The 19,274-nt window shown below is 35.3% G+C and carries 22 protein-coding genes; 13 read left to right on the top strand and 9 right to left on the bottom strand.

Features of this window, described 5'->3' with window-relative positions:
• Window position 1 precedes the first annotated feature (1 nt).
• Window positions 2–1,144: a cytochrome-c peroxidase gene (locus MG290_RS12160; protein ID WP_264561538.1), complete on the top strand. Its 1,143-nt coding sequence runs from the start codon at window positions 2–4 to the stop codon at window positions 1,142–1,144.
• Window positions 1,145–1,242: 98 nt separating this feature from the next.
• On the opposite strand, the gene MG290_RS12155 is transcribed toward MG290_RS12160, so the two are convergent.
• Entirely contained in the window at window positions 1,243–2,673 is a 1,431-nt protein-coding gene (locus MG290_RS12155; RefSeq protein ID WP_264561537.1) for an alanine/glycine:cation symporter family protein, read from the bottom strand.
• Between the two features lie 435 nt (window positions 2,674–3,108).
• Here MG290_RS12155 and MG290_RS12150 point away from each other — a divergent pair, with 435 nt between their 5' ends.
• On the top strand, window positions 3,109–3,633 hold the full coding sequence (locus MG290_RS12150; RefSeq protein ID WP_264561536.1) for a DinB family protein: 525 nt from the start codon (window positions 3,109–3,111) through the stop codon (window positions 3,631–3,633).
• A 10-nt stretch (window positions 3,634–3,643) separates the two neighbouring features.
• On the opposite strand, the gene MG290_RS12145 is transcribed toward MG290_RS12150, so the two are convergent.
• Together MG290_RS12145 and MG290_RS12140 are read right to left on the bottom strand one after the other, a co-directional pair.
• On the bottom strand, window positions 3,644–4,456 hold the full coding sequence (locus tag MG290_RS12145) for an anti-sigma factor (protein ID WP_264561535.1): 813 nt from the start codon (window positions 4,454–4,456) through the stop codon (window positions 3,644–3,646).
• Window position 4,457: 1 nt separating this feature from the next.
• Window positions 4,458–4,991 (bottom strand): RNA polymerase sigma factor, encoded by a 534-nt coding sequence (locus MG290_RS12140; RefSeq protein WP_257500706.1) that lies wholly within the window; start codon window positions 4,989–4,991, stop codon window positions 4,458–4,460.
• 184 nt (window positions 4,992–5,175) lie between these two features.
• Here MG290_RS12140 and msrB point away from each other — a divergent pair, with 184 nt between their 5' ends.
• The 4 genes from msrB (at window position 5,176) to MG290_RS12120 (ending at window position 7,899) form a co-directional block, all read left to right on the top strand.
• Window positions 5,176–5,661, top strand: coding sequence for a peptide-methionine (R)-S-oxide reductase MsrB (gene msrB / locus MG290_RS12135; RefSeq protein WP_264563209.1), 486 nt, complete (start codon window positions 5,176–5,178; stop codon window positions 5,659–5,661).
• Between the two features lie 117 nt (window positions 5,662–5,778).
• On the top strand, window positions 5,779–6,348 hold the full coding sequence (locus tag MG290_RS12130; RefSeq protein ID WP_264561534.1) for a fasciclin domain-containing protein: 570 nt from the start codon (window positions 5,779–5,781) through the stop codon (window positions 6,346–6,348).
• Window positions 6,349–6,358: 10 nt separating this feature from the next.
• Window positions 6,359–7,066: a ferritin-like domain-containing protein gene (locus MG290_RS12125; protein WP_264561533.1), complete on the top strand. Its 708-nt coding sequence runs from the start codon at window positions 6,359–6,361 to the stop codon at window positions 7,064–7,066.
• A gap of 17 nt (window positions 7,067–7,083) precedes the next feature.
• A complete protein-coding gene (locus tag MG290_RS12120; protein ID WP_264561532.1) occupies window positions 7,084–7,899 on the top strand; it encodes a ferritin-like domain-containing protein in 816 nt (271 codons plus the stop codon).
• A 1,164-nt stretch (window positions 7,900–9,063) separates the two neighbouring features.
• Here MG290_RS12120 and MG290_RS12115 read toward each other — a convergent pair.
• From MG290_RS12115 to MG290_RS14815, 6 genes are all read right to left on the bottom strand, one after another.
• Window positions 9,064–9,765: a hypothetical protein gene (locus tag MG290_RS12115; protein WP_264561531.1), complete on the bottom strand. Its 702-nt coding sequence runs from the start codon at window positions 9,763–9,765 to the stop codon at window positions 9,064–9,066.
• An 18-nt stretch (window positions 9,766–9,783) separates the two neighbouring features.
• Window positions 9,784–10,764, bottom strand: coding sequence for an IS30 family transposase (locus MG290_RS12110; RefSeq protein WP_264561096.1), 981 nt, complete (start codon window positions 10,762–10,764; stop codon window positions 9,784–9,786).
• 115 nt (window positions 10,765–10,879) lie between these two features.
• Window positions 10,880–11,854 (bottom strand): RHS repeat domain-containing protein, encoded by a 975-nt coding sequence (locus MG290_RS12105; protein WP_264561530.1) that lies wholly within the window; start codon window positions 11,852–11,854, stop codon window positions 10,880–10,882.
• A gap of 548 nt (window positions 11,855–12,402) precedes the next feature.
• A complete protein-coding gene (locus MG290_RS12100; RefSeq protein WP_264561529.1) occupies window positions 12,403–12,909 on the bottom strand; it encodes a hypothetical protein in 507 nt (168 codons plus the stop codon).
• A gap of 259 nt (window positions 12,910–13,168) precedes the next feature.
• A complete protein-coding gene (locus MG290_RS14820) occupies window positions 13,169–13,510 on the bottom strand; it encodes a hypothetical protein (protein ID WP_319800344.1) in 342 nt (113 codons plus the stop codon).
• Window positions 13,511–13,573: 63 nt separating this feature from the next.
• Window positions 13,574–13,735 (bottom strand): hypothetical protein, encoded by a 162-nt coding sequence (locus tag MG290_RS14815; protein ID WP_319800343.1) that lies wholly within the window; start codon window positions 13,733–13,735, stop codon window positions 13,574–13,576.
• Between the two features lie 468 nt (window positions 13,736–14,203).
• On the opposite strand from MG290_RS14815, the gene MG290_RS12090 reads away from it, so the two are divergent.
• From MG290_RS12090 to nuoF, 7 genes are all read left to right on the top strand, one after another.
• Window positions 14,204–14,398: a cold-shock protein gene (locus MG290_RS12090; RefSeq protein WP_091517786.1), complete on the top strand. Its 195-nt coding sequence runs from the start codon at window positions 14,204–14,206 to the stop codon at window positions 14,396–14,398.
• Window positions 14,399–14,599: 201 nt separating this feature from the next.
• A complete protein-coding gene (locus MG290_RS12085; protein ID WP_257500632.1) occupies window positions 14,600–14,965 on the top strand; it encodes an NADH-quinone oxidoreductase subunit A in 366 nt (121 codons plus the stop codon).
• A 14-nt stretch (window positions 14,966–14,979) separates the two neighbouring features.
• Window positions 14,980–15,531 (top strand): NADH-quinone oxidoreductase subunit B, encoded by a 552-nt coding sequence (locus MG290_RS12080; RefSeq protein WP_264561528.1) that lies wholly within the window; start codon window positions 14,980–14,982, stop codon window positions 15,529–15,531.
• 1 nt (window position 15,532) lies between these two features.
• Window positions 15,533–16,054 carry an NADH-quinone oxidoreductase subunit C gene (locus MG290_RS12075; protein WP_264561527.1) on the top strand — a complete coding sequence of 174 codons (522 nt, stop codon included), beginning with the start codon at window positions 15,533–15,535 and terminating at the stop codon, window positions 16,052–16,054.
• 10 nt (window positions 16,055–16,064) lie between these two features.
• Window positions 16,065–17,303, top strand: coding sequence for an NADH-quinone oxidoreductase subunit D (locus MG290_RS12070; RefSeq protein ID WP_264561526.1), 1,239 nt, complete (start codon window positions 16,065–16,067; stop codon window positions 17,301–17,303).
• Between the two features lie 3 nt (window positions 17,304–17,306).
• Window positions 17,307–17,843 (top strand): complex I 24 kDa subunit family protein, encoded by a 537-nt coding sequence (locus tag MG290_RS12065; protein WP_264561525.1) that lies wholly within the window; start codon window positions 17,307–17,309, stop codon window positions 17,841–17,843.
• A gap of 4 nt (window positions 17,844–17,847) precedes the next feature.
• A complete protein-coding gene (gene nuoF / locus MG290_RS12060) occupies window positions 17,848–19,212 on the top strand; it encodes an NADH-quinone oxidoreductase subunit NuoF (protein ID WP_264561524.1) in 1,365 nt (454 codons plus the stop codon).
• The last annotated feature ends 62 nt before the right edge of the window (window positions 19,213–19,274 follow it).

Here is a 19,274-nt window from a genome sequence, read left to right as displayed (position 1 = left end):
AATGAAAAATAATTTATTACCGGCAGCGATAATTGTTTCCCTGCTTTTCTTTAATTTTGGACCACTTGCTCACAAATACGCTGCTAGCAATGATATTTATGATTCCATCATCCCCTTGTATAAACAACCCATAAAAAATTGGCCCACTCCCACTATTGATAAAGGAGTTATATGGAACGAATTTGAAAGCATTAAAAGAGATTCTAATTATTTTAAAACACAAGATTTACCAGATGTAATTTTGGGAAAAATGCTCTTTTTTGATCCGAAGTTATCAAAATCGAACCAAATATCATGCAGTACTTGTCATGACCCCGAATTGGGCTGGACAGATCGCCGACGTGTTGCTTTAGGTCATGATCATTTACAGGGTGCTCGCAATACCATGACCCTGTTTAACATTGCAGACAGAAACTCTTTTTTTTGGGATGGTCGTGCCAAAACTTTAGAGCAACAAGTAACAGGGCCTATTAGTGCCCACAACGAAATGGCTGCAAATGCAGATAGTATCGTTTCCAAATTATCTAAATTACAAGGCTACAGAACACTGGTAAAAAATGCTTATGGAACAGATAAAATAACTTTTAATCATCTAGCAAAAGCTTTAGCTGCATTTCAAAAATCAATAAAAAGCCAACCCAGCAGATTTGATAAATTTATCGATGGGGATTATAATGCTTTAACCGACCAGGAAATTTATGGCATGCACCTTTTTAGAACAAAAGCACGATGTATGAATTGCCATTCAGGAAAACACCTTACCGATGAATCATTTCACAATATTGGATTAACTTACTATAAAAGAGAATATCAAGATTTAGGCAGATATAATATAACAGAGCTACCCGATGATGTAGGTAAATTTAAAACACCTAGTTTAAGAGATTTACTTCTAACCCGTCCTTGGATGCACAATGGTCTTTTTGATAATTTAGAAGGTATTGTAAACATCTACAATAGTGGTATGCAAATGAATAGTCCTACGCCGGAGCAAAAAGAACAAGACCCTTTGCACCCATATACTGACCCTTTACTAAAGCCACTTAAATTAACAAAAGAAGAAAAGAAAGCATTAGTTGCATTTATGGAATCATTATCTGGCACTCAATATAAGATGAGAAGACCCGATTTTCCTGTTAACTAAATCTTGAAACAAGTTATTTTGTCATTGAATCTGTAAAACTTCTAAGAAAATATTTCATTTTAAACCGTTAGAGCACTATTTAAAAAAAAAACAACCATTTATTGTTCAGGTTTCCAAAAATCGGCATTGTCAATCCCAGCTGTTTCGGCATGAAACTCAGGCTCTTTGTTGTGCTTTCTTTGCGATTCATAATCATTGGCTACCTTCATTGCTTTTTTGTGCAGTAATAAAATAGCTATTAAATTGATCCACGCCATAAGCCCTACCCCTATATCGCCCAATGTCCAAGCCAATTTTGCAGATTTCACACAACCTAAATAGGTAGAAACTAGAATTAATCCTCTTAAAAACCATATTCCGGCTTTTAGTTTTTTTCCATTGAAAAGAAAATCAATGTTCGATTCGGCGATGTAATAATACGCCATTATGGTTGTAAAAGCGAAAAACATTAAGGCTATGGCCACAAATTCGTTTCCTATTACCGGAAAATGTGTGCTGATGGCATTTTGAGTAAAAGCCGCGCCCGGTTCTATACCCGGAATATTTTCCACTACAAACCCCGATGCATCGTTCAACACATTGTATTGGTTGGTAAAAAGAATCATTAAAGCAGTGGCTGTGCACACAAAAAGCGTATCAACATACACCGAAAACCCTTGTACCAATCCTTGTTTGTACGGATGTGAAACTTCGGCAGCAGCTGCGGCATGCGGAGCAGTTCCCTGACCAGCTTCATTGCTGTATATTCCTCGCTGAACGCCCCAACTTATTGCAGCACCAACCATTCCGCCAAATGTGGCATCGACACCAAAAGCCGATTTAAAAATCAATGCAAACATTGCAGGCACTTCGGAAATATTTAAGGAAATAATGACCAACGCCATAACGATGTAAGAAACCGCCATGAAAGGCACTATAATTTCTGCCACTTTGCTTATTCGTTTCACTCCGCCGATAATAATTAAAGCCAACAATACGCAAACCACCGCAGCAGTTACTATGGTATTTACGCCAAATGCTTTTTCAACCGCAAGAGCAATGCTATTACTTTGAACGCTTGGCAACAAAAAACCACAACTCACAACTGTTGCAATTGCAAACAACACTGCCAAATATTTATTTTTTAAACCTTTTAAAATATAATAGGCCGGTCCGCCACGAAATTCACCTTTGCTGACTTCCTTGTAGGTTTGTGAAAGTGTTGCTTCGATAATTGCCGATGAACTGCCTAAAAAGGCAATAGTCCACATCCAAAAAATGGCTCCCGGACCTCCCATTGCAATTGCAGTTGCCACACCAGCAATGTTTCCGGTGCCTATTCGACCCGAAATAGCCAATGTAAATGCTTGAAAAGACGAAATTCCTTCTGAAGACTTTTCTTTTACAAACAACAATCTAACCATTTCGCGCAGTAAACGTATTTGGGGAAACCGTAATTTTATACTGAAAAACAATCCCGTGAAAAGACACAAGGCTATTAAAACGTTACTCCAAACTATATCGTTAATCCAATAAATGATGCGCTCCATTAATTTTTTTATATTGATTTTTATCTATTTACAAAGCTTTTTTCAGTAAAAACAAATGATTTATTAAGAAATATCGTTCATTTTATACAGAAATTAACTTGCAAAGGTTCATTAAAACTCAAAGCTATAAAATATTGTTTAAAAGATTCCTTATTTTGAAGATTAGTTTTTATAATAGGGTATTTATCAAACAAAATCATTATAAATACTGTTTCCATATACAAAATGTGGAAAATTGATACTATAAATATGTTTTGCAAGCGGCATTTGCGATTTCGATCTGTCGATATTATGATTGAAAATGATGCAATTAGCAAAAAAACAGGTGTTTTTAATGGAATTTCTACTTGAAATGAAAATAATTGTCTGATTTTTGATAGCTGTTAATTGGCTGTTTTAATGAATAGCAAAAATTATTTGAAACAAGCAATAATTATGGAAAAACAAAAATTAATACGAACATTTGTAACCAATCACGAAATGGTTTTAAATGCTATTGATTTATTAACCGAACAAGAATTTAATTATCACAGCGAAGGCAAATGGTCTGCGGGACAACAGCTACAGCATTTATTACTTACCATACAACCCTTTTCTACCGTACTTATCAGGAAAGATTTTATTTTGGATAAATTTGGCCCAATCAACAGAGCTATTTGGGATGAACAAACGGTTTTTAAGCACTATTTAAGCAGTAGCCGTAAAGCACCCGAACAATTTATACCCGATGATTATGTGTTTTTTGAGACAAAAAAAGAGTTGATGGCTGCTGTTTTAAAAAACGTGAAAAATATTCAAGAACTATTACTTTCCTTTTCTGACGCTGAATTAGACACTTTGACCCTACCTCATCCTTTGGTGGGACGCCTTACTATACGAGAAATGTTCTATTTAATGAGTTACCATCCTTTGCATCATCTAAAGCAAATAAAAGAGCAGTTGTTAGAGAAAGATGCGTAAACTTTTGGTTTTAAACCGCTCCAATTACATACATATTTTGCAAAGTAGGCGCTGCTACTCCGCCCGCTTTTTCCAAAGTAATGGCAAAGTTCTGAGCCGCACCAATTGTTGAAAGTACCACTTGGGTGTCTTCCGATGGATGATACATACCCGCACTGATTGGTGTGCCATTGTGAATTGCCCATAATTGGTATTGCATACCTTCTGGAGGTTCGGGTAAATTTACTGCATGTAGATACACATTCTTGGTTTCTTTGTCCCAAAACACCAAGGCTTTTGCATCGGGATGCTGTTCTACGCCATTCAGAGTAATGGTTTGTATATTGGGGTTTGTCACCACTTCCCACCTTTTTTGCACTTGTTGCAATGCATTATTTTGTTCGGCTAATTGCGTCGTAAGTCCCTTTATTTGGTTTTGCTGTTGCTTTTTATGTTCCCACCAAAAAACATTTCCAGCAATACTTATCAAAAAAAGAACCGATGCTGCAACTGCCCAATTTTTCCAACTGCTGTTGCTTTCTTTAACAAGAATGCGCTCTTTTGTAATAGGTTTTGGGGGTGCAACATTTCCTTCTGGTTCGGTTGTTGGGGTGTTCGCCTGTTGCTGTATTTTACTCCATATTTTTCCTTTTAAGTCTTCTGGTGGTGTAATTGCTTGCACAGTTGCGAAATCTTCCAAGGTTTTCTGCGCTTCCAAATAAGCGGCTTTAACCTCTGCATTATTCTTCATCACACATTCTAAAATAGCAGCTTCGTCCTCGGTAGCAATACCAAGAATATACGATTCTATTATTCCAGACGATATGTATTCTTTTGTGTTCAATTTATTGATATTCTTTAAGTAACTCTTTTAATTTTAATAAGGTGCTTCGCATTTTTGTTTTTACAGTTCCCAAAGGTATGCTTAATTTCTCGGAAATTTCCACTTGTGTATAACCTTGATAATAAGCCAATATAATGAGTTCTTTTTTATCTGCATCTAATTGATCCAATACCTTTGCAAAACCAATAAAATCTGCGGTGTTTATGGTATCTTCCTTTAAAGCATATACGACATCTGTTACCGATTGGTTTTTTAATTGATTTTGAAATGATTTAGATTTTAAGTAATCGATTGCTGTATTTCGCGCAATATTAATCATCCAGGTGTAGAGTCGCCCTTTGGATTCATCATATTGCCCAATGCCATTCCATATTTTCACAAAAACATCTTGAATAACTTCTTCGGTATATTCTTTAGACGATACAATGCGCAACACCACCCCATACAAAGCACCACAATAGTGGCTGTATAGATGGTTAAATGCAGCTTCGCTTTTCTGTTTTAATAAAACAACGAGATCTTCTTCTGAATAAATAGTTTTAATAGCTTTCTTATTTTATTTCAAAAGTACACATTTTTATGCTACTACCACATCTGAATTAAAAATTATCTCGTACATATTATAAAACAGTAAGAAAATCAATCTATTCATCGACAAAAAATTACCAATTATGAAATCAATCTATCAAATAATGGTGTATTTATTATTGGTTTGCAATATGCACGTTGCTTTTTCGCAATCAAATTCCTTTCAAATAAAAAACCCTTATTACTCCCGAACAGATACAACTACTTTAAAAGTATCAAATGCCGTTTGGAAAAAAATCCTTTCCAAAGAATTGTATCAAGTTGCCCGCGAAGCTGCCACCGAACGTGCTTTTACAGGTGCTTATTACAAACACAATGCAAAGGGCACTTATTACTGTGCGGTTTGCGGAAACGGTTTGTTTTTATCTACTGCCAAATTTGCATCAACTTGCGGGTGGCCGTCGTTTTATGAGCCTTTGCGCAAAAAAAGTGTGGTGTATAAAAAAGATGAATCGCACCAAATGATACGCACCGAGGTACTTTGCGGAAGATGCGGATCGCATTTAGGACATATTTTTGATGATGGCCCACCGCCAACCGGCAAACGCTTTTGTATGAACTCGATCAGTTTGCATTTTGAACCCCTCGCAACATCAACCAAATTGGGAGTTTTTTAAGAAAAGCAGCATCTATCTTAAAAAAAATCAAAAAAAAACATCCAACTGAAATCCAAATAAAAAATTCCGTCGTAAATGAACATATAAACAAATTACTAATCTTAAAAAAAAATAGAAATGAAAATTCAATCAACAATCTCAGCATTTGTTTTAGCAGCTTTAACATGTGCTTTTAGCGGAACAGCTTCTGCCCAAACGATGAAAGAACAAACGGTAATGGTGGGCGGTGCACCTATGTATCCATCCAAAAACATCATTGAAAATGCCGTAAATTCAAAAGACCACAAAACATTGGTGGCTGCTGTAAAAGCTGCAGGCTTGGTGGAAACTTTACAAGGTGATGGTCCTTTTACCGTATTTGCACCAACCGACAAAGCATTCTCTAAATTGCCAAAAGGCACCGTGGAAGAGCTTTTAAAACCAGAAAACAAACCCATGCTTACAAAAGTGCTGACTTATCATGTGCTGGCAGGAAATTACAGTGCAAAACAAGTTTGGGATGCTGTGAAAGCAGGTAACGGAAAAGCAACTATGGCTACTGTTGTCGGCACACCACTGACTTTTTGGACTAAAGGAAAAGATTTATATGTAACCGATGTGAAAGGAAACAACGCAAAAGTGACCATTGCCGATGTTAACCAATCAAACGGTGTGATTCATGTAATTGATACTGTTTTAATGCCTTAAATATAATTGTATGAAAAAAGAAATTATTAGTGTATCGAACGCACAAACCACGTTGGATACCGGCAGAAGAGATTTTCTAAAGCTTAGCGGCGTAACACTTGCGTTGGCAGGACTTACCTTGGTGGGCTGCGAAGATGAACCTATTATGGACACCAATATGGTTTTCGATTTAGGTAAGGGCGATGTGGGGATATTGAATTATGCGTATGCCTTGGAACAGCTGGAAGCTGATTTTTACACCAAAGTGGTAAATAATTTTTATGCAGGAATATCAAGCAAAGAAAAAGAACTATTTACCGATTTGTATCACCATGAAGTAATCCACAGAGATTTTTTTAAAGCTGCAATTAGTGGTGCCACCACAAATGTGTTGCCTATGCTAGAATTTCACTATCCAAATGTGAATTTCAACGATAGAAATTCGGTTTTAGCCACTGCAAAAGCCTTAGAAGATACAGGAGTGGCTGCATATAATGGTGCTGGAAAATATATATCAAATGCAGATTATTTGGTAATTGCCGGAAAAATTGTTTCGGTGGAAGCCCGCCACGCTGCAGCCATTAGAGATTTAATTAACCCAGGGTCTAGTGCTTTTTCAGGGGATGATGTTATCGACGCAAACGGATTGGATCTTGCAAAAGAACCCAGCGAAATTGTACCAACCGCAGCAGGTTTCATTAAAACGTCTTTCACATGGAAAGAGCAAGGAATTCAATAATTTAAAGATAACGTATTATGAATTTACTAAAGATATTAAACAAGCTTTCAGATGATCAATTCTACACGAAACAAGCTTCAAGGTTAGATGCCCTCACCGGCATGACCGACATAGGAACTAAAGCGGCAATAGCGGCACTGCCGTTGGGTTTGGGTAGTTTATTCACAACAACTGCACAAACAAAAAACAATGCCACAACTGCTCCAAATGCTTTTGCAGCAGGTGTGTTGACCGATGCTTTGCAATTGGCACTCACCTTAGAATATTTAGAAGATGAATATTACCGCATGGGGTTAGATGCCGGCGGTTTGATACCATCAGCAGACCGAACTGTTTTTATGCAAATTGCAAAACACGAAACAGCACATGTAGCTTTTCTAAAAGCAGCATTAACGTCATTGGGCGAAACTCCGGTAGCAAAACCCACTTTTGATTTTACAGCAGGTGGCAATTTTAACCCTTTCACAGACTATAACCAGTTTCTAATTTTGGCACAAGCATTTGAAGACACCGGAGTACGTGCTTATAAAGGCCAGGCAGGAAATGTGATGGGCAACAAACAAATACTGCAAGCTGCTTTACAAATACACTCGGTTGAAGCACGCCATGCCTCGCAAGTACGCCGAATGCGCAACAACAAAGGCTGGATTGAATTAGACAATGGCGGCAATATGCCGGCCGCAACCAATGCTGTTTATGCTGGCGAAGAAAACATTACCCAAGCAGGTTTTAACACCGCCAATGCATTTGGTGCAGCAGCTGGCTCCGCAGCCTATGATGAGGTATTAAGCGGATCGGATGCAGACACGATAGCCGGCTTGTTTATTGTATAACACACACCATTTTTTTAGGACCTTCTGTTCATAATTTTAGTTTTTAAGTTGATGATTAAAGCAGGTGGTTGGGCTACCTCTCAACAAAAAATAGAGGTAACAGCTTTTTAGTTGGTTTTATTTTTGTGCTGTATATACCACCTCTTTAATGCTGAAAGACACGCTTTTTTAGGCGTGTCTTTTTTCGTTTAAAACAAACAACAGTAAGTTTTTTTTAGTAAAACAGCCTCAATACGTGGGTAAAGAGGCTGTTGTGTTTTTAAAAGCACGGATTGCAAATCCGCGCCATCGGGTTGGTTTTATTTTTGTGCTGTATATACCACCTCTTTAATGCTGAAAGACACGCTTTTTTAGGCGTGTCTTTTTCGTTTAAAACAAACAGCAGTAAAGTGTTTTATTATAAAACAGCCTCAATACGTGTGTAAAGAGGCTGTTGTGATTTAAAGGCACGGATTGCAAATCCGCGCGATCGGGGTTTTGCTTTTTACCACAAACTATTAAACATACAACAACAGTACAATGTTTTATAATAAAACAGCCTCAATACGTGTGTAAAGAGGCTGTTGGTTTTTATAGGCACGGATTACAAATCCGCGCGATCGGGTGCAAAAATGTTGTTATTGACGATAACGAAGACGAATTTTTTACTGGTGAAGACCTTGACTACGCTGTGTAGTAACAAACATTTAATTAATAACGGTTGTATTTTTACGTACAACCGTTTTTTTATGTTTTAATATTACAACTACACCAAAACAACTTTTAAATTAATTGTACGTTTTTAAAACACCATACAACCAAATTTAAACAACTGTTATTATATAATTATACTTCGATAAACTCAGTAACCTGCACAAACACCCACATTTATAGTATATAGGTGTTGTACGGTTTGCTTTAGTTTTATAAATAATTTACTGTTCGTGTTGTTTGTAAAAGTTACTTTGGTGTACTTTACCACTATAAAACACACTTACTTACTGTGTCCTTTGAAAAGTCGAAACTATTAAACATACAACAAAAGTAATGTGTTTTATAATAATACAGCCTCCATACGTTTGTAAAGAGGCTGTTGGTTTTTATAGGCACGGATTACAAATCCGCGCCATCGGGGTTTTATTGCTTATTGCACGGGCAAGATGCCCGCGCCAGCGTGGTGAAGTATTATTTTTTCAAAAAAACCATATCTTTCCAATACAGTTTATTATTTTTTATTTTCACAAAATCTCCATCAAAATATTTTAAATATAAATTACATGGATTAAAGTTCTCTATTTCAAAATAAAAATCATTATAATAATGTTTTAATGATGACAAATCGTATCGAAAAAAATCAATAACTAATTGATTGCTAAAAGATATGCTTATCACATCGTCAGTTAATAACAAATTCTCATTTTTAGGATAGGCCAATAAAGATATTTTGTGTGTCCACAACTTTGGAGCCTTAAATACTAATTTACAATCATCATTATCTTCTTGAATCTGTACATTATAAATACTACTAAAAATAAAATTATTAATATCTAACTTATTAACGTTTAAAATTTTAATAGTGATGGATAAAGAGTCTTCTAATTCCTTCCGATATTCAGATTTTACTATCTTTGATTTAAATTCTTCGGATGAATGAATAGACCTGAGGCTATAATAAAATTTATCTTCCTTTTTAATATATCCTTTTGCTATTAATGGACAAAATGATTTTCTTCTTTCATAGAGTTCTTCTTCTATATCATATCGATTATGCAATTCAAAAGTATCTCCTTTTATTTGAAATTCATATAAATCACTTTCATATACTTCTTGAGCAAATGAATTATAAAATACTAAAAAAATTAAAACTATAAAATTACTCTTCATCATTTCTTTTCTTTCGTGGATTCAAGTTTTAAATGCAACTCGTCTATTTTCGTTCATTTTTAGAGCAAAAACTTCGTTAGGCGTTTTGAAACCAAATCTTTTTCGTGGTCTGTTGTTTAAAATATTAATAACTCTATTAATTTGATCTTGGGTTATCGATTCAAAGTTAGAACTTTTGGGAAAATATTGTCTTACTAAACCATTTAAATTTTCATTAGCACCTCTTTCCCAACTATGATATGGCTTTGCAAAAAAGTAATCAATAGCGAGCTTTTCTGAGAGTTGCTCGTGGTTGGCAAATTCCTTTCCATTGTCTGATGTAATGGTGTATAATAAAGGTTTCCAGTCTTTTAAAAGTTCTATTGTTTTGGTTTCTACGGCTTTTGCTTCTTTGCTGTCAATTTTTCCCATAAAAAGTAATCCTGTGGCACGGTCGTTAATAGTTAATAGTGCACCTTTATGATCTTTACCAATAACTAAATCTATTTCTAGATCTCCAAATCGTTCTTTTTTCTCCACAATTTGCGGTCGTTTGCTGATATCTACCCTATTGGCTATCAATCCTCTATTGTCTTTTGAACTAGCTCTTTTGCGGTATTTTTTACCTTTGGTTCTCAAATGTTTGTATAGGTTGCCACCGGCTCGCTTATCTTTCCAGATATACTGATAAATACGTTCGTGAGAAACCATTTTTTTTCCTTCTAAAACGGCTCTTCCTACCATTTGCTCCGGACTGAAATCTTGCTCTAAATACTGTTTTACATTGCTTATAACCTCTGGAGTGAATGTAAGTTTTTTAGGCTTGATTTGATGCCTTTTTTGGGCTTTTCGATGTGCTAAACTGGCTTTATAAATTCCGTTTCTGCCATCAGAATTTCTCTTGATTTCTCTAGAAACAACCGATTTGTCTCTCCCGATATAGTCGGCAATTTCAATAATTCGTTTACCTAAGCTGTGGTAAGTTTCAATTTTGTATCTTTGTTCAAGCGTTAAATGTCCCATCTTTATTTTGTAGTGCCGGAACCACAAAGTAAGGTGTTTTTTCGCCAACAGGGGGAACATTTTAGCCCCGCGGGGCTAAAATGTTCCCCCTGTTTTTTTTATGCGGTTGCATTTATTAGTTGAATCTAAGTTTTAAAAATCTTTCAATAAGAGGATACATAGGACTTCCGTTCGAAAAACGTTTATTCCTATTAATCTTTGAAGCATCAATATCTTTTATAAAGTTTACACCTTGCATACCTACGCTACCATTACCACTATATGCAGCCTGAATTTTATAAGCTTCAACCTCATTGTCAGAAATTTGCTCCAAATCTTTCCCTGCATTTGTTAATCTATTATAACCGTTTTTAACAACAAATTTAAGGTTTCTTCCTTTCTGTAAAAATTGACCAACATGTCTAATTTCATGTAAATGTTCTCCAGTATTAGTTCCTTGGATATAGATTTTATCTCCAACTCCATGAACAAATGAATTGGTTTCACTTTCAGGCAAATCTTCAAGAAAATAACTTCTAGAATCCTGATCTAACATTTCAATATCATGTAAAGATTGATTTAACAAACCTATCCTTTCTTCATAGTCTTTAATCTTATTATTTATCGAATTAATTCTCTTTTCTTTTGTTTCATTAGTTAAGGATTCAGTAAGATTAGCAATTTCTCCCTCATGACTTTTAATCTTACTTTTAATATCGCTTTCTAGACGCTTTTTATCTTCTGGTCTTTCCCAGATCATTCCCGTAGGATCTATTAGATTGATAGGATTATTAGCAACATAAATATAAGGTGATGATCCAATTTGTTTTGGATGTTCCGCTAGCGGATCTACACTTACAAATATACTAATTCTTGGGTCATAATAACGTGCGCCGTAATAATACATTTGTGTGGCGTCGTCTAATTCAGCGCTTTGCGCGGTTCGTTCGTCCAAAGCTCTGCCCGCTTTCTCCTCCGAAATCGTTGAACTTAAATTTGTTGTCGTAACCCACACCTGCTGGGTTTTATAACAAAACAGCCTCAATACGTGTGTAAAGAGGCTGTTGCTTTTTATAGGCACGGATTGCAAATCCGCGCCATCGGGTTTCAACTTTCATCAACACATTTGATACACTACCAGTTTAACCAATTATTATATATATAACCTTGAAGTTGATATTCATCAACTATACTTTTTTTAATCCAAATATACAATACTATTCCTAGTACCATTGTAATTGGTAATATAACAAAAAACAACCAATTTGGAACACTATTTACCTTATAATTTGTATTAATAGTTTTTATATAATTTTTACTATATCTAGTAACATTATAAAACAATATTAAAATACAGTATATAATATACATAGATTTAGTAACCCATTTATTATCACCTCTTAATAGTTCCAATAAGAAACTAAATAATGGAAACAAGATAAATAAATATATTAAAGAAATATACAATGTACTATTAAATCGTGCTGGATCATCCTTTTTAAGATAAACTCTATAAACCCTATAAAAAATGTAATCAAATATATTCATTAAAATATTATTTAAAATCAACTAAAGCTCCATAATCTTTATTGAACTTCTCTTCAACAAATTCCCCGCTGCCGCACGAATCCCCGACTGGCTACATTATCATATATCTTACTAATTGATTTTATTTAATATTAATAAACTCAAATATTGATATATTTCTAAATTCATAGGTACAGGTTTAACTGCAATAGTTAAGAAATACTCACAATAGCGACTTTGATAACCATCATTCAGTGAAAAATATGTTGATAAACCTATACTAGTTATAATCGGATTTTTAATATAAAAATGAGAATTAAAATCAATAACTCCTTTTTCATAATTTGAACTATTAAACAGATTTTGAATAATATCATCACTTTTATTAACTACAAAGTCATCAAGAACAAAATCCTCTTCATATTCACTTTTAAAAATAAAGTTATAAAAACTTCCGTCCTTTAAAAACAATAAATGCATTTTATAAGGTGTTGAGTAAATTATATATTTTCTATTGTTTAAAATTTTTCTATAATCTTGTTCTACTTTTTCAATTTTAAGTTTAAAATAATTCTCATTATTTTGAGAAAAACAATTTACAGAAATGAAAAATAAAAAAAAATAAGCAGCTATCTTCATAAATTTTATCTATAAGTTGGTAAAGTCGTAGAAATAGGAACAATTTCTCCTCCTCCATGAATTGGATTTTGTCCATTTCGCATTGTTTTTATCCCCATCACTCTTCTAATCATATTTTCATATTTTATAGCATTATATTGATTAACTCGTCCCGTAATTCCTCTTGAAAAAGGTATCCCATGACCAAAACCTTCATGAAAAGATGTTAATGCTCTACTCTTCCCCCGCTGCCGCACGAATCCTTTCGTGTGGTCATTCTTTAAAAACCAAACATTCTGAAAACAGCAATATCATCAAGCAGACCTTTTTCATCAGAATAATCTACCGCACTACTGTATGGGTAGTCTTGTGCACGAAAAACAAGACCTGCTTCTACAGGGTTTTGATGAACATAATTGATCTTTTGATTGATCATATGGTCACTCCAAAGTTCAATAGGTTTGTTATCATGTCTCCAGAATTGATATTGTTTCACATTTGAACTTTGTAAACCTTCTTTAAGAAAAAAATCCAATAGAAATTCTCTTCTGCTTTCTTTAGGATTTTCTTTGATGGCTAATACAATTACCCGGCTTGTAAATCTCTTTAAATCACCAATCAAAAGTTCAGGTTTTTGCCCGTTTATACTTCTGAAAACTAAATGCACATGACTGGACATAATACACTATGCATGAATTTCCAAACCTTTATTTTTTTGGCAGGATCTTACACTTTCCAGAAAAATTTCTTTGTATTCATTTCGGATAAATACATCCAGCCAGCCTACAACTGCAAAACTTATGAAATATAATCCTTCAGGATTGTGGAACTTGTAATTTCTGCTCATCTTTATGTTTTTTATAAAGATAAATAAAATTGTAATTTTAGAAAACTTTGTTAAAAGAAAAAGCCACACGAAGGGATTCGTGCGGCAGCGGGGATTCGTGCGGCAGCGGGGAATTTTAACTTTTGCTGTTTGCTTTATACAATAAAAAAATCATATAATAATGCGCTATGCCAAAAGTAAAAAATATTTGTGTTTACATACCAATTAAAGAAGATTTGTTTGAGTTTTTAAACTGCCTTTTTTTTTACTTTTTAATCGATTTTTATTAAGTAACAACTCGACTTTGCTGAGCAAAACAATTTCTACCAACTTTTTTAAACACTTATAAGCAATTTCAAATTACAAAAGGCTTAAATTACCATTCCTTTAAAATTTTTATTTTTTGATTAAAAATACTTCTTAAAAACTTTGAAAACAGAATAAAAAGTTTATCTTTGACCATTATTAATTTATTTTTTATTATTACAAATGAGAACAGGTACAGTAAAGTTCTTCAATGAATCAAAAGGATTTGGATTTATTACAGACGAAACAACAGGTCAAGACATTTTCGTTCACATCTCTGGACTTAAATCAAGAGAATTAAAAGATGGAGATGTAGTGAACTACGTTGAATCTGACGGAAAAAAAGGAAAAATCGCAACTGACGTTGTTGTTTTATAATATACGTTAGTACAACATATATTTACTTCCAAAATTAAAACACCTGCTTTTTGCAGGTGTTTTTTTATACAAACAGATTATTTAAAATCATTATAAATTACTACAAAACCGTTAAAATGCTACACAAAGCAAAACAATTGGTTTTTTATACGCTATGAAAAAATTATATTTGAAGTTTGAAAATTTAATGCACCAAACAACATGCAATCAAATCAATTAGATTTAATCCCAATCCTTATGCAGCTTGGGCTGGCAGCGGGTTTTGTTTTTGTTACCATTATAATTTCAGGTTTTTTAGGTCCTAAAAAAGCATCGAAAAATAAAGACGTAAACTTCGAATGTGGTATCGAATCGTTCGGTAATGCCCGCGTTCCTTTCAATGTGCGCTACTTTTTGGTGGCCATTCTCTTTGTTTTGTTCGATGTAGAGGTTATTTTCATGTATCCTTGGGCCGTAAATTTCATGGAATTAGGCTGGGAAGGCTTATATAAAATGGGCATTTTTATGTTCCTATTAATTGTAGGCTTATTATATGAGTTTAAGAAAAAAGGATTAGAGTTTGAATAAATGCAGTAAAAATTATGAGTAATCCATCAAACATAAAACAAGTTGCTCCGCCCGATGGTTTCGCTGGCGAAGGTTTTTTTGCAACAAAATTAAGTGAAGTGGTAGGTTTAGCGCGTGCCAATTCTATGTGGCCACTGCCTTTTGCAACCTCATGTTGCGGTATTGAATACATGGCTACTATGGCTGCTACTTACGATATTGGCCGATTTGGATCAGAACGTATGAGTTTCTCTCCTCGCCAAGCCGATATGCTTTTGGTAATGGGAACCATCGCTAAAAAAATGGCGCCTATTTTACGACAAGTGTACGAACAAATGGCAGAACCTAAATGGGTGATTGCCGTTGGTGCTTGCGCAAGTACAGGTGGTGTTTTTGATACGTATTCGGTTTTGCAGGGTATCGATAAAGTAATTCCTGTTGATGTGTACGTACCTGGTTGCCCACCGCGTCCGGAACAAATTTTAGACGGAATTTTAGAGCTGCAAAACATCGTTAAAAACGAATCGGTACGCCGTAGAAGCAGCGATGAATACAAAGATTTATTAAACTCATACAACATTAAATAACATGAGCTTAACAAACGAAATCATTCAGCAAACGCTAAGCCAACAGTTTACCCCTAAGGTAGAAAATTTTCATGTTCTGCACGATATGTTGGCGTTTGAAGTTAAGAAAGAAGCATCGTTCGAAGTGATTAAATTCTTAAAAGAAGATTCTTCTATGAACTTTAATTTCTTAACCGATGTTTGCGGAGTGCACTATCCCGATTATGAAGAAAATCGCCAATTTTGTGTGGTATATCATTTGCACAATTGGTTCGATAATATACGTGTTCGCGTAAAAGTATTTTTACCGGCAAACAATCCCGAAGTGGAAAGCATTGTTTCGTTGTATCCTGCTGCAAATTGGCAAGAGCGCGAAACATACGATTTTTACGGAATTGTATTTAAAAATCATCCGCAGTTAAAACGTATTTTAAATATGGATGAAATGGAATCTTTCCCACTTAGAAAAGAATTTCCTTTAGAAGATCAAGGTAGAACCGATAAAGACGACCGTTTCTTTGGTAGAACTGGTCCTAATTGTTAATACGAAAACGATGTCTGATTTATTATTAGTTCCGGAAAAGCGATTTGAAAAACAAATCAAGGAAACCAAAGAAAAAGATGGTGTAGAATTATCTATTTTAAATTTAGGTCCTACACACCCTGCAACCCACGGAATTTTTCAGAACATTCTTTTAATGGATGGAGAAAAAATCATCGATGGCGAAGGAACTGTTGGATACATTCACCGTGCCTTTGAAAAAATTGCAGAAAACCGTCCGTTTTATCAAATAAACGTTTTAACCGATCGTTTAAATTACTGTTCATCACCCATTAACAATACCGGTTGGTGGATGACGGTTGAAAAAATGTTGGGTATCGAAATTCCAAAACGCGTACAATATATGCGTGTAATTATTATGGAATTAGCTCGTATTGCCGATCATATCATTTGTAGTTCTGTAATGGGTGTTGATACCGGTGCATTGACTGGTTTCTTATACGTAATGCAGTACCGCGAAAAAATATACGAAATCTACGAAGAAATTTGTGGTGCACGCCTAACGACTAACATGGGAAGAATCGGAGGTTTTGAACGCGATTGGAGCGAAACGGCGTGGAGAAAAATCGATGAATTTTTAGCGGAATTTCCAGCAGTTTGGACAGAGTTTGAAAACATGCTAACCCGCAATCGTATCTTTATGGATCGTACCATTGGTGCTGGTGCTGTTGATGCCGATATGGCAATGAGCTATGGCTTTACAGGTCCTAACTTACGTGCTGCCGGTGTTGATTACGATATCCGTGTGGCAAGTCCTTATTGTTCGTACGAAGATTTTGAATTCGATATTCCTGTTGGTCAAAATGGCGATTGCTACGATCGTTTTTGTGTGCGAAATGCCGAAGTTTGGGAAAGTATGAAAATCATCCGTCAAGCATTAGAAAAAATGCCAGCCGAAGGAGGTTTCCATGCCGATGTTCCCGATTATTATCTTCCACCAAAAGAAGATGTGTACAACAATATGGAAGCCTTAATTTACCATTTCAAAATTGTTATGGGCGAAATTCCGGTTCCAAATACCGAAGTGTATCATTCAGTGGAAGGCGGAAACGGCGAATTAGGCTTTTACCTGATTACCAACGGAAGCCGTGTGCCTTATCGTTTGCACTTCCGCAGACCTTGTTTCATTTATTACCAAGCTTTTAACGAAATTGTGAAAGGGCGCAGCTTGTCTGATGCTATTATTACGCTTTCAAGTATGAACGTTATTGCTGGTGAATTAGATTGTTAGTATATGGAAACTATAGATAAAAAATACCATCAAGATATAAATATAACTCCGGCGTTAATGGAACGCATCAACGAGTTAATAAGTCATTATCCCGAAGGAAAACAAAAATCAGCATTGTTGCCCGTATTGCACGAATTGCAAGATGCACACGACAATTGGTTGAGTGTGGAATTGCAAAACAAAGCTGCCGAATTTTTAAACATTACGCCTATTGAAGTGTATGAAGTGGTTACTTTTTACACCATGTTCAACCAAAAACCGGTAGGAAAATATATGTTGGAATTTTGCGTAACATCTTGTTGTGCTATTAATAAAGCAGAAGATGTTATGGATTATACTTGCGAAAAATTAGGTGTGAAACCCGGGCAGGTAACAGCAGACGGAATGTTTTCTGTGGTGGGCGTACAATGTTTAGGTGCTTGTGGTTATGCTCCCATGTTGCAATTGGGCGATTTTTACCACGAACACTTAACCAAAGAAAAAGTAGATCAGCTGATTGCCGATTGTAAAGAAGGAAAAATAACCTTACACGATAAATAATACCATGGGACAAAAAATATTATTTGATAAAATCCATATTCCGGGTATCAAAACATACGATGTTTATCGCGAAAATGGTGGCTATGCTTCTGTTGAAAAAGCATTGAAAATGAACCCCGACGATATCACCGAAGAAGTGAAAACTTCTGGTTTGCGTGGTCGCGGTGGTGCAGGTTTCCCTGTGGGTTTAAAGTGGAGTTTTATCGATAAAAAATCGGGAAATCCACGCCATTTGGTTTGTAATGCCGATGAATCGGAACCTGGTACTTTTAAAGATCGCTATTTAATGGAATACATTCCGCATTTATTAATCGAAGGAATGATTACCTCGTCGTTTGCCTTGGGCGCAAACCTTTCATATATCTACATTCGTGGTGAATATATGTGGATTTTTAAAACCTTGGAACGCGCTATTAAAGAAGCGTATGCAGCCGGTTGGTTGGGTAAAAATATAAAAGGATCGGGTTACGATTTAGACCTTCACGTTCATTGTGGAGGTGGCGCTTATATTTGTGGCGAAGAAACCGCTTTAATTGAATCTTTAGAAGGTAAACGTGGAAACCCGCGTATCAAACCGCCTTTTCCGGCTGTTAAAGGTTTGTGGCAAAACCCAACAGTTGTAAACAACGTAGAATCAATCGCCTCTGTGCCATGGATTGTACTGAATTCGGGCGAAGATTATGCTAAAATTGGTTTAGGCAGATCTACCGGAACCAAGCTATTCTCTGTTTCGGGTCACGTTAAAAAACCAGGAGTTTATGAAATTGAAATGGGAATTACCGTTGATGAATTCATGAATTCTGATGAATATTGTGGTGGAATGATTGATGATCGTCCGTTGAAAGGATTAATTCCCGGAGGTTCATCGGTGCCAATTCTTCCACAACATTTAATTTTTAAAACCGCAAACGGTGAAGATCGTTTAATGACGTATGAATCATTAGCAGACGGCGGTTTTGCAACAGGATCATCATTAGGTTCAGGCGGATTTATTGTTTATAATGATACGGCTTGTATCGTTCGAAATACATGGAATTTCTCAAGATTCTATCACCATGAAAGTTGTGGGCAATGTTCGCCTTGTCGTGAAGGCACCGGATGGATGGAAAAAATATTGTGGAGAATTGAAAACGGTCAGGGTACAGAAGAAGACATTGATGTATTGTGGAGTGTTCAAGCAAAAATTGAAGGAAACACCATTTGTCCGTTGGGCGATGCGGCTGCTTGGCCAGTTGCTGCTGCCATTCGTCATTTTAGAGACGAGTTTGAATACCATATTCGTTTCCCAGAAAAAATTAAAAACAGAGATCATTTTGTAAATGAGCCTTTTGAAAAAGTAAAACATTTACTAAATTCAGTAACCATATAATTTTGTTTAAGGTTTAAAGTTTAAGGTTCAAATTTCGTAACCTTAAACGTTAAACATCAAAC

Source organism: Flavobacterium sp. CBA20B-1 (assembly GCF_028473145.1).
In the GTDB taxonomy this organism is placed as follows: Bacteria; Bacteroidota; Bacteroidia; order Flavobacteriales; family Flavobacteriaceae; genus Flavobacterium.
The sequence above is the reverse complement of the archived record's forward strand: the minus strand, read 5'-3'. Positions and strand labels throughout refer to the sequence as shown.

What these genes read in the sequence shown, in the direction of transcription:
- MG290_RS12070 (WP_264561526.1), top strand. Translation starts at nt 16,065, where the DNA reads ATGTCTGATTTATTATTAGTTCCGGAAAAGCGATTTGAAAAACAAATC.
- MG290_RS12090 (WP_091517786.1), top strand. Translation starts at nt 14,204, where the DNA reads ATGAGAACAGGTACAGTAAAGTTCTTCAATGAATCAAAAGGATTTGGA.
- MG290_RS12075 (WP_264561527.1), top strand. Translation starts at nt 15,533, where the DNA reads ATGAGCTTAACAAACGAAATCATTCAGCAAACGCTAAGCCAACAGTTT.
- MG290_RS12065 (WP_264561525.1), top strand. Translation starts at nt 17,307, where the DNA reads ATGGAAACTATAGATAAAAAATACCATCAAGATATAAATATAACTCCG.
- MG290_RS14815 (WP_319800343.1), bottom strand. Translation starts at nt 13,735, where the DNA reads ATGAGCAGAAATTACAAGTTCCACAATCCTGAAGGATTATATTTCATA.
- MG290_RS12110 (WP_264561096.1), bottom strand. Translation starts at nt 10,764, where the DNA reads ATGGGACATTTAACGCTTGAACAAAGATACAAAATTGAAACTTACCAC.
- MG290_RS12100 (WP_264561529.1), bottom strand. Translation starts at nt 12,909, where the DNA reads ATGAAGATAGCTGCTTATTTTTTTTTATTTTTCATTTCTGTAAATTGT.
- MG290_RS12115 (WP_264561531.1), bottom strand. Translation starts at nt 9,765, where the DNA reads ATGATGAAGAGTAATTTTATAGTTTTAATTTTTTTAGTATTTTATAAT.
- MG290_RS12125 (WP_264561533.1), top strand. Translation starts at nt 6,359, where the DNA reads ATGAAAAAAGAAATTATTAGTGTATCGAACGCACAAACCACGTTGGAT.
- MG290_RS12120 (WP_264561532.1), top strand. Translation starts at nt 7,084, where the DNA reads ATGAATTTACTAAAGATATTAAACAAGCTTTCAGATGATCAATTCTAC.
- MG290_RS12150 (WP_264561536.1), top strand. Translation starts at nt 3,109, where the DNA reads ATGGAAAAACAAAAATTAATACGAACATTTGTAACCAATCACGAAATG.
- nuoF (WP_264561524.1), top strand. Translation starts at nt 17,848, where the DNA reads ATGGGACAAAAAATATTATTTGATAAAATCCATATTCCGGGTATCAAA.
- msrB (WP_264563209.1), top strand. Translation starts at nt 5,176, where the DNA reads ATGCACGTTGCTTTTTCGCAATCAAATTCCTTTCAAATAAAAAACCCT.
- MG290_RS12085 (WP_257500632.1), top strand. Translation starts at nt 14,600, where the DNA reads ATGCAATCAAATCAATTAGATTTAATCCCAATCCTTATGCAGCTTGGG.
- MG290_RS12080 (WP_264561528.1), top strand. Translation starts at nt 14,980, where the DNA reads ATGAGTAATCCATCAAACATAAAACAAGTTGCTCCGCCCGATGGTTTC.
- MG290_RS12155 (WP_264561537.1), bottom strand. Translation starts at nt 2,673, where the DNA reads ATGGAGCGCATCATTTATTGGATTAACGATATAGTTTGGAGTAACGTT.
- MG290_RS12130 (WP_264561534.1), top strand. Translation starts at nt 5,779, where the DNA reads ATGAAAATTCAATCAACAATCTCAGCATTTGTTTTAGCAGCTTTAACA.
- MG290_RS12160 (WP_264561538.1), top strand. Translation starts at nt 2, where the DNA reads ATGAAAAATAATTTATTACCGGCAGCGATAATTGTTTCCCTGCTTTTC.